Annotated in this window: 13 protein-coding genes and 1 pseudogene; 5 read left to right on the top strand and 9 right to left on the bottom strand. The window is 66.7% G+C overall.

What is annotated here, in order from left to right:
- Positions 1–2 precede the first annotated feature (2 nt).
- Positions 3–464: a YbhB/YbcL family Raf kinase inhibitor-like protein gene (locus FMZ75_RS03955; RefSeq protein WP_108915363.1), complete on the top strand. Its 462-nt coding sequence runs from the start codon at positions 3–5 to the stop codon at positions 462–464.
- Positions 465–473: 9 nt separating this feature from the next.
- On the opposite strand, the gene FMZ75_RS03950 is transcribed toward FMZ75_RS03955, so the two are convergent.
- The 5 genes from FMZ75_RS03950 to FMZ75_RS03930 all read right to left on the bottom strand — a co-directional run bounded on the left by FMZ75_RS03950 (position 474) and on the right by FMZ75_RS03930 (position 3,636).
- Positions 474–1,100, bottom strand: coding sequence for an LptA/OstA family protein (locus tag FMZ75_RS03950; RefSeq protein ID WP_246728753.1), 627 nt, complete (start codon positions 1,098–1,100; stop codon positions 474–476).
- Positions 1,097–1,798: an LPS export ABC transporter periplasmic protein LptC gene (gene lptC / locus FMZ75_RS03945; RefSeq protein WP_166141392.1), complete on the bottom strand. Its 702-nt coding sequence runs from the start codon at positions 1,796–1,798 to the stop codon at positions 1,097–1,099. Before lptC ends, FMZ75_RS03950 begins: the two co-directional genes overlap by 4 nt.
- 56 nt (positions 1,799–1,854) lie before the next feature.
- Complete coding sequence (locus FMZ75_RS03940) at positions 1,855–2,469, bottom strand: ribonuclease D (protein ID WP_166141391.1); 615 nt, start codon at positions 2,467–2,469, stop codon at positions 1,855–1,857.
- 80 nt (positions 2,470–2,549) lie between these two features.
- A complete protein-coding gene (locus FMZ75_RS03935) occupies positions 2,550–3,023 on the bottom strand; it encodes a CYTH domain-containing protein (RefSeq protein ID WP_166141390.1) in 474 nt (157 codons plus the stop codon).
- 19 nt (positions 3,024–3,042) lie between these two features.
- Positions 3,043–3,636 carry a hypothetical protein gene (locus tag FMZ75_RS03930; protein ID WP_166141389.1) on the bottom strand — a complete coding sequence of 198 codons (594 nt, stop codon included), beginning with the start codon at positions 3,634–3,636 and terminating at the stop codon, positions 3,043–3,045.
- 226 nt (positions 3,637–3,862) lie between these two features.
- On the opposite strand from FMZ75_RS03930, the gene FMZ75_RS03925 reads away from it, so the two are divergent.
- The 4 genes and pseudogenes from FMZ75_RS03925 to FMZ75_RS21490 all read left to right on the top strand — a co-directional run bounded on the left by FMZ75_RS03925 (position 3,863) and on the right by FMZ75_RS21490 (position 11,974).
- Positions 3,863–6,088, top strand: coding sequence for a tetratricopeptide repeat protein (locus FMZ75_RS03925; protein WP_166141388.1), 2,226 nt, complete (start codon positions 3,863–3,865; stop codon positions 6,086–6,088).
- A 100-nt stretch (positions 6,089–6,188) separates the two neighbouring features.
- Positions 6,189–8,084 (top strand): ATP-dependent zinc metalloprotease FtsH, encoded by a 1,896-nt coding sequence (gene ftsH / locus FMZ75_RS03920; protein WP_142862761.1) that lies wholly within the window; start codon positions 6,189–6,191, stop codon positions 8,082–8,084.
- Between the two features lie 617 nt (positions 8,085–8,701).
- Positions 8,702–10,993: pseudogene (locus tag FMZ75_RS03915) on the top strand (heavy metal translocating P-type ATPase); the annotation flags it as partial.
- 87 nt (positions 10,994–11,080) lie between these two features.
- Positions 11,081–11,974, top strand: coding sequence for an efflux RND transporter periplasmic adaptor subunit (locus tag FMZ75_RS21490; protein WP_370464666.1), 894 nt, complete (start codon positions 11,081–11,083; stop codon positions 11,972–11,974).
- Between the two features lie 130 nt (positions 11,975–12,104).
- Here FMZ75_RS21490 and FMZ75_RS03910 read toward each other — a convergent pair whose 3' ends face one another.
- The 4 genes from FMZ75_RS03910 to FMZ75_RS03895 are packed head-to-tail and all read right to left on the bottom strand — an operon-like array spanning position 12,105 to position 14,523.
- Positions 12,105–12,848 (bottom strand): cytochrome b/b6 domain-containing protein, encoded by a 744-nt coding sequence (locus tag FMZ75_RS03910; protein ID WP_142862763.1) that lies wholly within the window; start codon positions 12,846–12,848, stop codon positions 12,105–12,107.
- A 28-nt stretch (positions 12,849–12,876) separates the two neighbouring features.
- Positions 12,877–13,368: a cytochrome c gene (locus FMZ75_RS03905; protein ID WP_142862764.1), complete on the bottom strand. Its 492-nt coding sequence runs from the start codon at positions 13,366–13,368 to the stop codon at positions 12,877–12,879.
- A 29-nt stretch (positions 13,369–13,397) separates the two neighbouring features.
- The gene (locus tag FMZ75_RS03900) at positions 13,398–13,952 is read right to left on the bottom strand and encodes a peroxiredoxin (RefSeq protein ID WP_166141387.1); all 555 of its coding nucleotides are present in this window, start codon (positions 13,950–13,952) and stop codon (positions 13,398–13,400) included.
- 7 nt (positions 13,953–13,959) lie between these two features.
- The gene (locus FMZ75_RS03895) at positions 13,960–14,523 is read right to left on the bottom strand and encodes a rhodanese-like domain-containing protein (RefSeq protein WP_246728752.1); all 564 of its coding nucleotides are present in this window, start codon (positions 14,521–14,523) and stop codon (positions 13,960–13,962) included.
- Positions 14,524–14,529 lie beyond the last annotated feature (6 nt).

The raw sequence follows: 14,529 nt of genomic DNA, 5'->3' as shown, positions 1-14,529 counted from the left end.
ACATGCGGTTGCAATCGTCCGCCTTCGCCCACGGCGAAGAGATTCCCCGCAAATACACATGCGACGGCGCCAATGTCTCGCCGCCGCTGAGCTGGAGCGGCGCGCCCGCGAATACGAAGAGCTTCGTTCTGCTCTGCGACGATCCCGACGCGCCGGCGGGCGTCTGGCGTCATTGGGCGGTCTATGATCTCTCGCACGACGCCGCCGGGCTGCCCGAGGGCGCCGGGCGTCCCGGGCCGCAGCGCGGCTTCTCGCAAGGGATCAATGATTTCGACGGTTCGGGCTATGGCGGGCCCTGTCCGCCGCCGCGCCATGGCGCGCATCGCTACCGCTTCCGCCTGATGGCGCTCTCGACGGCCTCGCTGCCGGTGGCGCGCAAGGAGCCGAGCTGTCTCGAGGTGGAGCGCGCCGCCAATGAGGCCCTGCTCGAGGAGACGGCGCTCGTCGGCGTCTATCGGCGCTGAGAGCTGGGCTCAGTCGGCGCGGCGCTCCGCGGCGGGGGCCGACTCTTTTTTCTCCTTCTTCTCGCCCTTGGCCTCGCCGGGCGTGAAGATGCTGCGCACGCGCTGGCCGGGCTTCTCGACGACTGTCGCCTGGCCTGTCGAGGTGTCGTAGACGAGCTTGTCGCCTTTCACGACGCTGTCGCCCTGCGTGAGCGTCACATTGCCGATGAGATAGACCTTGCTTTCGTTGCGGTCGTAGCTGCCGCGGTCGCCGGTTCCGATCTGATCCTTGGAGACGAGCGTCACCGGCCCTTCCGCGTCTATGTGGCGAACGCGGTCGCTGCCGCCATTGCCCTCCTGGCCCTGCTGCGCCTTGTCCAGCAGCAGAATGAGGCGAGAGGCCTTCAGCGTGGACGGGCCGTTCACGACGACGACGCCGCCCGAATAGACGAGCTTCTGCTCCTTGTCGAAATAGTCGAGCTTGCCCGCGTCTATGTCGACCGGATCCTTGGCGCTGGAGCCGGGGAGAATGCCGCCGGAGCGGCCTTTGGCGGCGATTGGCGCAGCGGCCAGAAGCGCGGCCATGGCGACGGGGAGGATAATGACTTTGAGGGAGCCGATTTTCATGGAGACGATTTTCATAGAGACGATTTTCATGGAGCCGATCCTTGCGCCGCGCCGGTCTCCGCGTCGTCGTCGCCGGGCAGCGTCGTGTGCACGGCGCCGGAAAATGTCGCGCGCCGCTCGTTCTGCGAGAATTCGACCGATCGCGCCGTCACGATCGATTTGTCCAACGTCAGCCTCGTGGGCTGGTCCGAGGTGACGATATTGCCGCGAAAGTCGATGACGGCGGCGTCGGTGCGCAAGTCGTAATGCTTGCCGTCATAGAGGTGGGCGCCGCCGGAGAGATCGGCGCGGTCCTTCTTGGCGTCATAGAGGCCTTTTTCCGCCGTCAGCACGACATTGGAGTCGTTGTCGCTCTGTATGCGCACTTCGAGCTGCTCCAGCTCGAACACATCGGGCTTGGCGATATCCTGCACGCCGGTGCGGGCGCGCAGCTCATAGGGGCGGCCGTCCTTGCGATAGCCGACGAGCTTGGGGCTCTCTATGGTGATGCGCGTGCCTTCTGTGGCGATGCGCGAAAAGCGCAGATCGGCCGGCAGAAAGCGCAGCGAATGGAAGGCGACGCCCACGGCCACGGCGGCGATGATCGCGCCGCTGCCCCACAGCAGCCAGCGCCGCAGCCGGGCGACGCGCTGCGAATGGCGCCGCGCCTGCGGAATGGCGTCGCGGCGGGGGGCGATGATGGAGGCGAGCCGATCGCGTCTATCGGTCGGCGGCGATGCGTCGTTCATTCGGTCCCTGCTCGAGCCCCGCGAGATAACGCCGGCCGCATGGCGAATTCGAGGCGTCATTCATGCGAGAAAATATCTGTCTCCGGCCAGCCGGCGAGGTCGAGCCGCGCGCGCGTCGGCAGAAAGTCGAAGCAGCGGGCGGCGAGATCGGCGCGCCCCTCGCGCGCCAGCGTGGCGTCCAGCTTCTCGCGCAGCGCATGGAGATAGAGCACGTCGGAGGCCGCATAGGCGAGCTGGGCGTCCGAGAGCGTCGCCGCGCCCCAGTCGGAGGATTGCTGCTGCTTGGAGATTTCCACGCCGAGCAATTCGCGCACGAGATCCTTCAGCCCATGCCGATCCGTATAGGTGCGGGTGAGCTTGGAGGCGATCTTGGTGCAATAGACGGGCTCCGCCGTCACGCCGAAGGTCTTGGCGAGGATAGCGATGTCGAAGCGCGCGAAATGAAAGAGCTTCAGCACTTTCGGGTCGGCCAGCAGACGCGTCAGATTGGGCGCGGCGGTCTGGCCCGGGGCGATGCGCACGAGATCGGCGTCGCCGTTCCCGCCGGAGAGCTGGACGAGGCAGAGCCGGTCGCGATGCGGATTGAGGCCGAGCGTTTCCGTATCGATGGCGACGACGGGGCCGAGATCGGCGCCGTCCGGCAGGTCGCCCGAATGCAGGCGGATGGTCATGGCTTTTGATTCGCTTTCTCGAGGGAGAGCGAGCTTTAGCCGATTTCCGGGGGTTTTGTCGAAGCGGGGCGGCCCGCGGCCTATGGCGCGTCCCAATAGCCGAAGGGCCGTTTGGACAATTCCGAGTTGAAATAGCGCGGATCGCCCGAGACTTCGCGGCCGAGCCAGCCGGGACGGTCGAAGTTCTCCTCCTCCGAGCCGAGCTCGATCTCGGCGACGATCAGACCGTCATTCTCGCCCTGGAACACGTCGACGGTCCAGATATGGCCGCCGAACACCTCCTCATAGCGCGTCTTCTCGATGAGCGGGCGCTCGCAGAGGCGATCGAGCATGAGCTGCGCATCCTCGACGGGAATGGGATATTCGAATTCCGAGCGGGTGACGTTGGACGTGCGGCCCTTGATCGTCAGAAAGGCGGCGCCGCCAGCGGTGCGCACGCGCACCACGCGATCCTCGACGCGCGAGAGATAGCCCTGGCGAAAGGCGACGCCGTCGTTGCGCGGCCGCCACAGCTCGCGCGTCACCAGAAATTTTCGCTCGATCTCCACGCCCATTCCATCCTCCTCCTCGTGATCAGCTCGCCAGAGCGGCGGCGCGTTCGACGCCTTTGGGAAAATTCACATTGACCCGCGGATCGGCGTCGAGGGCGGCGAGCGCTTCGGCGAGCCGCCGCTCGTCCGCGCTCTCGAGCGCGACGCTCTCCATCGGCGCGGGGCCGATCTGCAATCGCACGAATTCCGCCGCGCAACCGTGAAAGCAAAAGCGCAGACGCGATTTTCGCACCGCGACGGCGCGCAGAGCGGGGCAAGGGGCGACGACCTCCTCGAGAAAATGCGCCTCGTCGTAGGCGCTGCGATCGAGACGGCTCGGCGGCAGCGCCAGAGCGGCGGCGGCGGCCGCCAGACGCTCCGCCGTCAGCGGAAACGCCGCTCTGAAAGCCGGCTCCCATAATTCCAATCCGTCGTCGACGCGCAGCAGCCGCTTCACCTCGAGCGCCGCGTCGCGAATCTTGGCCGAATGCGGCGTCAGCGCGTTCAGAAGATAGATTTCGTCGCTGCGGCGCGGCAGGCTCGTCGGCGAGCCGAGCCTGGCCTCCAGCGCCGCGAGATCGGCGCCGAAGATGCGCCATTCCCAGCGGGGAGCCGCATTCGGCTGGAGCGCGTCCATTGGACCTCTCACTCTCACGGCGAGCGCCGCCGGCGAACGACCTACCGAGGCTTGCAATGCCGCCTCGCGTCCCACCGACATCTAGCGCGGCGCAGAGCATGGCGCATTCATTCGCGTTTCAGAAACACGCCGAACAAGCTGGCGCAACAGCTATGGCCGAGATAGAGCAAAGATTGCGATCCTGCCCGATTCGGGCGCGACCGACGCGGGACGATTCGCGACGCTCATGAACGATGTTACGCCGGATTCGGCTTTTCGAGAGGCGCGCGCGCGCCATGAGGCGGGCGAGGTCGAGGAAGCGGCCGCGCTCTATCGCGGCGTTCTCGCTTCCCACCCGAGACATGCCGACAGCCTGCATCTTCTCGGTCTGCTCGAGGTGGAGCGCGGCGCGATGGAGGCCGGCCTCTGCTTGATCGACGAGGCGATGGCTATCGCCCCGGGCCATGCGATCTATCACCACAGCCGCGCGCTCGCGCTGCGCTCGCTCGGGCGGCGCGACGAGGCGGTGGAGGATTATCGCGCCGCCGTGGCGCTGCGTCCGGGCTCGGGCGAGCTGCATTGCAATCTCGCCATCGCGCTGGCCGAGCTCGGCCGCCGCGCGGAAGCCGCCAAGCATTACGCCGAGGCCGCGCGCTGCGCGCCGGACCGGCCGGAAATCTGGTACAATCTCGCCAATGCGCTGGCCGAGATCGGACCGGCCGCGCAGGCGGAAGCGGCCTTTCTGCGCGCCATAGAGCTCGAGCCGCGGCTCGTCGAGGCGCAAGGCAATTTCGGCGCCTGGCTGATGCGGCGCGGACGCTGGAGCGAAGCGGCGACGCGGCTCTCGATCGCCGTTCGTCTCGCGCCCGGCGACGCCGCTTATTGGAACAATCTCGCCGTCGTGCTTCAAGAGCTCGGCCGCCATACGGAAGCGATCGTCTGCTATGAGAGCGCGCTCGCGCTGAAGCCCGACCTGTCCGACGCGCATTATAATCTCGGCTGCCTGCTGCATCTCGAGGGACGCACGGATCACGCGGTCGCGCGTCATCGCGCCGCGATCGCGGCCGATCCGCGTCACGGCGGCGCGCGCATCGCGCTCGCAATGGCCGAGCTGCCGATCCTCTATGACACGCAGGAGGAGATCGCCCTGCGCCGCGCGCGCTATGCGCAAGCGCTCGATCGTCTCGCCGAGTCTTCGCAGGATGCAATGATCGCCGCCACGCTCGCGCCGGCGATCGGCGCGACGCAGCCCTTCTTCCTTCCCTATCAGGGCGAAGACGATCGAAAATTGCAGACGCTCTATGGCGAATTCGCCTGCCGCGTTCTGGCGCGGGCCTATCCCGCGGCGCCGCTCGCCGCGCCGCCGGCGGCCGGCGAGCGCATACGCGTCGGCATAGTGAGCGGCTTCTTCTGCCGTCACACGGTTTTTCGTCTCTTTCTCGAGAGCTGGATCGCCGAGCTCGACAGCACGCGCTTCGAGCTCATCGGCTTTCATACGGGCAAGACCGAGGACGCCGACACGATTCGCGCCGCGCAGGCCTGCGAGCATTTTCCGCGCGAGCCTTCGACGCCAGAAGGCTGGCGCGACGCCATCGTCGCCGCCGCTCCGCATGTTCTGCTCTATCCCGAGATCGGCATGGATCCCGTGTCCGGCTGGCTGGCGGCGCAGCGTCTCGCGCCCGTTCAATGCATGGCCTGGGGCCAGCCGGAAACGAGCGGCCTGTCGACGATCGATTATTTTCTGTCGAGCGCGCTGATGGAGCCGGACGGCGCCGAACGCTTCTATACGGAGCGCCTGGCGCCTATGCCCAATCTCGGCCTGCATTACACGGCGGAGACGCTCGCGCCGCAAAAGCTCGACCGCACGCTCTTCGGCGCGGAGCCCTATGCGCCGATCTTCTTCTCGGGACAGGCGCTCTACAAATATCTGCCCTGCTACGACGCCGTCTTTCCGCGCATCGCCGCAGCGGTCGGTCCGTGCAAATTCCTCTTCATCGCCTTCGCCAAGAGCGAGGCGGTGACGGCGGCGTTTCGCGCGCGAATGGAGCGCGTCTTCGCCGCGGCGGGGCTCCGTGCGGACGACCATTGCGTGATCCTGCCGCAAATGCCGCAGGAGCTGTTCATCGCGGCCGCGGCCGCTTCCGACATCATTCTCGACACGCCCGGCTGGTCGGGCGGCCGCTCGACGCTCGACCTGCTCGGCGCCGATCGCCCGATCGTGACGCTGCCGGGCGATTTCATGCGCGGGCGCCATACGGCGGCGATATTGCGCCGCATCGGCTGCGAGGAGACGATCGCCTCTTCGCTCGACGATTATGTCGAGATCGCCGTGCGCCTGGGACGCGACCGCGCCGCGCGCGCTTCGCTCGCCGGCTTCGTCGCCGCGAACAAGCACAGGGCTTTCGAGGATATGGATTACATCCATGCGCTCGAGGATTTCCTCGAGGCCGCGGCGCGCGGGCGCCTCGTCTGAGCGTGCGGTCGTCGCGGAGTGGATAAGCTCGCGTCGGCGCCTATATGTAAACGGCTCGCCTCTCCGTGCGAGCCACATAGAGCGACGACGAGGCCCGACGATGGAGAAGCCCCCGAAAGACAAGGCTTGGTCTTTTCACATCGCCTATTTTCTTCTGGCGCTGACCGGCGTGCTCATATTGCAGCAGATGTGGACAGTCTATCGCCAGACCGAGGTGGTTCCCTATAGCGAGTTCCAGACCCTTCTGCGCGACAGCAAGATCGCCTCGGTCGAGGTCGGCGCCGACATCATGCGCGCGACTCTGAAGGAGCCGATGAAGGATGGCCGCAAGCAGATCGTCGCCGTGCGCGTGCCGACCGACGTCGCCGCGGAGCTGGAGGCGGCGAAGGTCCAATATTCCGGCGTCGTCGAAAACACATGGGTTTCGACTCTGCTCTCCTGGGTCGTGCCGATCGCGCTGTTTTTTCTCGTCTGGAGCTATTTGTCGCGCCGCATGACGCAAGGTCTCGGCTCGGTCATGCAGATCGGCCAGAGCCGCGCCAAGATTTTCGTCGAGACGGATGTGAAGGTCGGCTTCGCCGATGTCGCCGGCGTCGACGAGGCGAAGGAGGAATTGCAGGAGATCGTCGCCTTTCTGAAAGATCCCAAGACTTATGGGCGTCTCGGGGCGCGCGTTCCCAAAGGCATTCTTCTCGTCGGCCCGCCCGGCACCGGCAAGACCCTGCTCGCCCGCGCCGTGGCGGGCGAGGCGGGCGTGCCCTTCTTCTCTATCACCGGCTCGGAATTCGTGGAGATGTTCGTCGGCGTCGGCGCCGCGCGCGTGCGCGATCTCTTCACGCAGGCGCGCGCCTCTGCGCCCTGCATCATCTTCATCGACGAATTGGACGCGCTCGGCCGCGCGCGCGGAATCTCCGGCCTTTCCGGCGGGCATGACGAGAAGGAGCAGACGCTCAATCAATTGCTCGCCGAATTGGACGGATTCGATCCTTCTTCCGGCGTCGTGCTGCTCGCCGCCACCAATCGGCCCGAGGTGCTCGATCCGGCGCTGCTGCGCGCCGGGCGCTTCGATCGGCAGATTTCTGTCGATCGGCCGGACAAGATCGGCCGCGCCGCGATTCTCGGGGTGCATTTGCGCAAGATCAAGCTCGGCGCCGATATCGATCCCGCGCAGATTGCGGCGATGACGCCGGGCTTCACCGGCGCCGATCTCGCCAATCTCGTCAATGAGGCGGCGACATTGGCGACGCGGCGGCGCGCGGTCTCGGTGACGTTGGACGACTTCACTTCTGCGATCGAGCGCGTGATCGCGGGGCCGGAGAAGCGCAATCGCCTGCTGCATCCGCGCGAGCGGCGCATCGTCGCCTATCACGAGATGGGCCATGCGATCGTCGCCATGGCGCTGCCGGATATGGATCCGATCAAGAAGGTCTCGATCATTCCGCGCGGCATGGGCGCGCTCGGCTATACGATGCAAATGCCGACCGAGGATCGCTATCTGATGACGCGCTCGGAGCTGATGAATCGCATGACGGTTCTGCTCGGCGGCCGCGCGGCGGAGATGAATGTGTTCCACGAGGCGACGACCGGCGCCGCCGACGATCTGCAACGCGCCACCGAAATGGCCCGCTCCATGGCGACGCGCTACGGCATGGAGCCCGCGGTCGGTCAGGCCTCCTATATCGCGGAGCGGCCGCGCTATCTCGACATCGGCGATCTCGGCCAGCGCTCTGAGGCGAGCGAGGAGACCAGCGCCCGCATCGACCGCGCCGTGCGGGAGCTGGTGAACGACGCTTTCATCCGCGCGACTGGGATTTTGAAGGCGTGCGCGAGCATTCATGAGGAGTCGGCGAAGCGGCTGCTCGATAAGGAGACCTTTTCGGAGGAGGAGTTGGAGCCGATCCGCGCGGAGGTGGAAGCGAGCCTGAAGACTCGCGGTCCGATCCGCTCCCCGGACCGCGAGCCTTCAGGCTCGCTTTCCGCGGCGAGCGGCGAGTGACCGCTTTCCTCGGAGCCGCCTCCCGTTCCGCCATCCGCTTCCTGGCGTCGCCTGCGTAGGCGGGCATGGCTGCTGGCGTCCAAGCTGAGGATCGTAGAGGAAGCGAGCGCGCGCCGACGCGCCATAGTCATTAGAGCCGCATCGCGCTAAGTTGGCGGCGCGAGGGCTCCGGCTCGACGAATTTGCCGGGCAGCGCTCGCAAAGCGTGACGACCGCTCGCGATCGAAGGTCTTCGGGCTTTCGAATCCGCTCGCTACGAAGGAGCCGCCTTTCCGGGTTTCACCGCCCGGACTCATTGAAGCATCGAAATGGTCATTGTCGAGCTCCGTAGCAGGGGCTGCGCCTTTCGCCGAGCGTCTGCTGCGTCTGTCCAATGCAGAAGCGGCGGCTCGAGGCGGCGCTGCGAAGCTCGATCTTCGCGACGGGCCTCGCCTTATTGGCGTTCCGAGTTGCAAAAGGATATTTCAACCGGGTGGGTCGTGCGCGAGCCGCCTTTCAGACCTCGATCGTGGGAGGATTCGCAGCTGCGGCGGCCTTCGGATCGGCTCGTGCTTTCGGTCGAGCCGCTCTTCGGCGATCCGCGCGCGGGTCCGTCGCGACGTTTCGGCGTGGACAGAATGAGTCCGACAGCGAAAGAACGGTTCTGGCGCCGAGCCCTGATCCTATTTTCCCTCGCATCTTTGATGGCGGGCCTCGTCGTCGCTTTCATCGGATCGCCCGGCGTCGCGCGCTGGATCTGGGCCGCGGGCGCGGTCCCAGTTGCAGCGAGCCTCGCCATCGCGATCATTCGCGACCTTCGCGCCGGGCGCACCGGCGTCGACGCCATCGCCTTTCTGTCCATGGCGGCGGCCTTGGCGCTCGGCGAGACGCTGGCCGGCGTGATCGTGGCCGTCATGTATGCGGGCGGCAATGTGCTGGAGGATCTCGCCGTCGGGCGCGCCGAGCGCGATTTGAGATCGCTGGTCGATCGCGCTCCTCGCTCCGCCCATCGGCGCGTCGCGCAAGAGATCGAGGACGTCCCCATCGATGCGATCCGGGTCGGCGACATGCTGCTGGTCCGCGCCGGCGAGGTCGTCCCGGTCGATGGCCAGATCGCCAGCTCGGAAGCCTCGCTCGACGAATCGGCGGTGACGGGCGAGCCACTGCCGGTCATTCGCCACGCCGGCGAAGCCGTGCTGAGCGGAACCGTGAACGCCGGCGAAGCCTTCGAGATGCAGGCCTCCGCTCTGGCGGGGGAGAGCGCTTACGCCGGCATCGTCGCTCTGGTGACGGCGGCGCAGAGCGCCAAGGCCCCCTTCATGCGGATGGCGGATCGCTATGCGCTGCTGCTCTTGCCCGCCGCGCTCCTGGTCGCCGGCGCCGCATGGGCGCTCTCGCAGGACCCGGTTCGCGGCTTGGCTGTGCTCGTCGCAGCGACGCCCTGTCCTTTGATCCTCGCCGCGCCGGCGGCTTTCATCGCGGGCGCCTCTCAGGCCGCGCGGCGCGGCATATTGATCAAAGGGGGCGGGCCTCTGGAGGCGCTCGCCCGCACCCGCACAGTCATGTTCGACAAGACCGGGACGCTGACGGTCGGCGGCGCGCGGCTCGTCGCGATCGAGACGGCCCCGGACGAGGCGCAAGATGAAGCGCTGCGGCTCGCCGCCTCGCTCGAGCAGGCGTCTCATCATGTAATCGCCGCCGCCATCGTCTCCGCCGCGACGCAGCGGGGCCTCGCGCTGCAGGTTCCGCGCAATGTCCGCGAGACGCTCGGGACCGGAATCGCAGGCGAGGTCGAGGGCGCCGCGCTGCGCGTCGGCTCCCTTTCATTCGTTCACCAGGGGACGCCCGTCGCGGACTGGGCGGCCCGCGCCGCGCGTCGCGCCTCCTGGCGCTCCGCTCTCACGGTCTTCATATCCGTGGACGGACGGCCCATCGCCGCGCTGCTGCTCGCCGACGAGCTTCGCCGCGAAGCGCCGCGCGCGGTTCGCGCCCTTCGCGACATCGGCGTCTCGAAGATCATCATGGTGACGGGCGATAGGCCGGACGCGGCCGAAACGATCGCGGCGGCTCTCGATCTCGACGCCGTGCTCGCCGACAGAGTCCCCTCCGATAAGGTCGACGCTGTCGCGATGGAGCAGCGGCTCGCGCCGACTCTGATGGTCGGCGACGGAATCAATGACGCCCCCGCTTTGGCTGCCGCCGATGTCGGGGTCGCCATGGGCGCGCGCGGCGCCAGCGCCTCCTCGGAGGCCGCCGACGTCGTCATTCTCGTCGATCGCATCGACAGCGTGCCGGAGGCGGTGGCCATCGCGCGCCGCACCCGCGCCATCGCACTTCAAAGCATAGTGGTCGGGATGACGCTGTCCGGCGTGACGATGGCCGCCGCCGCTTTCGGTTTCGTGACCCCGGTCGCTGGAGCGCTGATCCAGGAGGCGATCGACATCGCCGTGATCCTCAATGCGCTGCGCGCGCTCGGCCCCGGCGTCGCCGCTGGCCGAACGCCGATGCCGGAGACCGCCGCGCGCGCCTTGCGGAAGGGCCATGAAGAAATCACAGCGTGTCTCGATCGCCTGCGGCAGATCGCCGACGCATTGGACGAGGCGCCGCCGCAGCGCGCGGCCGATTATATCCTCGAGGCCGATCGGCTCGTCGGCGAGACGATCCTCGCGCATGAGCGCGAGGACGAGAGCGCCATCTATCCGCGCATTTCGAGCTTTCTTCCGGACGGCGCGGCGCTCGGCGCCATGAGTCGCGCCCATCGCGAGATTCGTCACCAGGCGAGGCTCCTGGCGCGCCTGTCGGACGGACTGCGCGACAATGAGCCCGACAAATATGCGATCCGCGACGGGCAGCGCATCATCGAGTCGATCGAAGCTCTTGCGCGCCTGCACAATGCGCAGGAGGAGGACATTTACGAGCAGGCGGCTTCGCCGCCGCTCGGTCGGGAGCGAGCTCGGACTATCGAACGCGCGAGAACCGAAGGAGCCGCGTCGGCGCTCGACCGGGTCTCGGACGCGATGCGCGGCGCGAGATGGCGCCGACGGCTGGCGCTCGGCGCGCTCGCGCTCGCGATCATGCTGGGAAGCGTCTGGCTCTATGGCCGGTGGGGGAGCCCCTTTCGTTCGCCGTCGGTGACGGCGGAAGGCGTCGTCGAGGCGATCGGCGCGACGCCGATCGAGACGCGTATTTCGGGAAGGATCGAAGCGGTCTATTGCGATCGTGGAACCAAGGTCGTGGCGGGCCAGATCTGCGCCGAGATCGATCCTGGGCCGTATCGGACCATCGCCTCGCAGAGCAAGGCCGATCTCACCTCGGCGACACGCCGGCTCGAGCAGGCGAAGGCCCATCTGGCGCGCGTCAGGAAGCAGATCGAAAGCGGCCGGCCGAAGGCCCGTTTTATGACGATGCTCGAAGCGGCGCAGCGACGCGTGGCGGCGGAGGAAGAGTCCTACGCCTCGAGCCGCGCGGCTCTGCGCGCAGCGGAAGACGATCTCGCCCGAACGAAGATCGCGGCACCGGTCGCGGGAACAGTGGTCGCGCGTGACGCGGAGGTCGGACAAACGGTCGGCGACGCGCACAAGGCGCTTTTCCTCGTCTCCACCGACCCCGGCGTCGTGAAGATCGACGCGATCCTGCATGAAGCGGACGAGATAGGAGAGGTGAGAATCGGAAGCCCCGCGACCTTCGTCGTCGCGTCTCTCCCGAAACGCGTCTTCTCCGGACAAGTGACGCAAATCTCCAGGCTGGCGCCCGGCGCCGCCAAAGCCGCTTCATATAGGATCGTTCTCGACGCTCCCAATGCGGACTTGCTGCTCGCACCAAAAATGACCGCGACCATCGCCATCGAGCCGGAAAAAAACGCGCCATCATTTCATCGCCCGAGCGGCGTCGAACCACGTCCCATCGAATGACGACGCCTGGCGCCGCTGTCTCGCTCCATTCTTGTCGAACTCGGGGCGCAGGTCGATTTCCGCTGCGGCGGGCTCGACGCCGGACGCCGCAGCGCCGGCGCTTTTTCGTCGCCGCGGCGCCGCTCTCTGCTCAAAACCCATCGCCCCCGGCGCCGACGACAGGCGCGAGCGAGGTCAGCGCGGCGAGCGCGAGAGCGACGAGAAGCAGCAACAGCGCCGCCAGCGGCAGGCGGGAGCTCGTGATCTCATCCTTCGGATGGACGGATTCGGCGCGCTTATAGCCGGTGATCATGGCGCGCACGAGGTTTTCGCGCTTCACCGCCAGATAGGCGATCACCGCCGCGACATGAATGAAAACCGCGGCCGCCAGCACATAGAAACCCCTCTTGTGCAGAGAGGTGAGCAGAAGGCTCGTCTCCTTGCTCACCGCGCTGGCGAAGGGGCCGACATTGAAAATCTCGTCATTGGCGAACAGCCCCATCGTCGCCTGCGCCAATAGGCCGAGCAGCAGAGCGACGACCATCAGCGCGCCGAGCGGATTGTGCCCGGGGTAGAGCGGCGCCTCGTTACGCAAAAGGCGACGCCCATAGAGCCACGCCTCTCGCGGATGCCGCAGAAAGCTCGCGAATCGCGCGTGCTCGGCGCCGAACAGGCCCCAGAGCGCGCGAAAGACGACGAGCGTGAGGACGGCGTAGCCGAATCGCACATGCCAATCGAACCAGGCGACTCCGAGCCTGTTGGTCACATAGGCGCCGATGAAGGAGACGACGAGCGACCAGTGGAACAGCCGCAAAGGCAGATCCCACACCAGCCGCCGTTCTTTCGATTGCGCGGCCGCCCCTGTGTCGGGCGGCCTGTCGATTACTGCTGTCATTCGTCTCGTCGCGCTGTCGCGTTCGGGCTCACTTCGCCTTGTAGGAGTCGTGACAGCCCTTGCAGTCCTGGCCGAGGTTCGCCACCGCGGTCTTGAAGGCTTCGGTCGCGCCTTTCTCCTTGGCGACCGTCTCCGCGAAGATGCGGGCGTCGTCCTTGAATTTGGCGAGCTTCTTGTCGAAATCCGCCTTCTCTTTCCAGACCTCCGGCTTCGCCTTGCTGTCCGGCTCGCCGACATTGGAAATCTCGGGGAAGGATTCGTCGAGAAACTCTGCGAGATAAGCGATGCGCGCGGCGCGCTTCTTCGCCTCGGCCTCGTCATAGGGGGCGTTGCCCCTGGCGACGGCGCCGAACCAGCGGAAGAAATTGCCGATGAGCGTGAATTCCGCCTTGCGATTCTCGACCGCGATTTTCGCCGGAGAGGGGCCGGGCGCCTGCGCATCGGCCGTGCTTATCGCAACGCAAGCGGCGACGAGCGCGCCGCCGACGAGCGCGCGCGCGGTATTGAAATGCCGACTCATATTCGTCCCTTTATGCAGAGGTTGGGCTTTCAGTGCTTGTGGCTGTCCCGCCATTGTCGTACGAATTGCAGCGTTTGTGAGACATGCTCGAGCGGATCGGCGCTCACAAAGGTCGAGCCGATCTTGCCGTCCGGCGTCACGACATAGGAGATGCGGTCCGAGACCGCGGCGCCATTCTGCGCCGGGCGGTCGCGCTTGGCGTCATAGGCGTCGATGATGGAGAAATTCGGGTCCGCGGCGACGGGGAATTTGTCGCGGCACTCCTTGGTGGAGAATTCGCGCTGCGTCGCGATCGAATCGGCGGAAACGCCGATCAGCGATGCGCCGGCCGCGGCGAAATTGTCGTAATTTTCGGCGAACTCATGCGCTTCTATCGTGCAGCCGCGCGTGAAGGATTTGGGGTAGAAATATAGGACCACGGGTCCTTTCTTCAGCGCCTCGGCCAAAGAGAAGACGAAGTCCTTTCCGCCGATCGCGGCCGGCGCGCTGAAATCGGGCGCGGCGGCGCCCGTCTTCAGAGCGGCAGAGGCGGGAGAAGCGGCGAACGCCGCCAGCATCGCCGAGAGAATTGCAGATTTACGCATCTTCGCCTCACTTGGCGCTATTGGCCGGCGCCGCAGCGGCGGCCGTCGGCGCCGGGTGCTCGATCTTGGTCAGAACTCCGCCCTCGTCCTGATAGTCCCGCACGCCGATCGCGCCGACGACATGATAGCCGAGCCCGGCGAGAATATCGCCCACGGCGCCGGCCCGATGCGCGCGATTGGAGACGGTGACGATCAGCCGGTCGCGCGGAATGAAGGAGAGATATTTCTGAATGTCTTTCGTCTGAATGCTCAGATAGGCGGGGAAGCCGCCGATCTTGGTCAGTTCGTCGGGCCGGCGAATGTCGAGAACCAGCAGCGTCTCCGGCTTCGCCAGCAGCGCGTCGAAGGCGGCGCGATTGAGGCGCAGCGTCTTATAGGTATAGGCCGGATCGTTCTGCGGCGTGACGGGCGCGGCGGCTGCAGGAGCAGCGGGCGCAAGAGCAGCAGGCGCTGTAGCCGCGGGCGCAGGAGCAGCGGGCGTCGCCGCCTGCTGCGCAAAGGCGCCGGCGGCGAATAGCGCCGTCGAGGCGGCGCCGAGCGCGAGGCCGAGGAAGAGCGTCGTGGCTTTCATAGCGTG

The organism is Methylosinus sp. RM1 (assembly GCF_011378635.1).
Taxonomy (GTDB): domain Bacteria; phylum Pseudomonadota; class Alphaproteobacteria; order Rhizobiales; family Beijerinckiaceae; genus Methylosinus; species Methylosinus sporium.
This window is presented reverse-complemented; position numbering and strand designations above follow the sequence as displayed.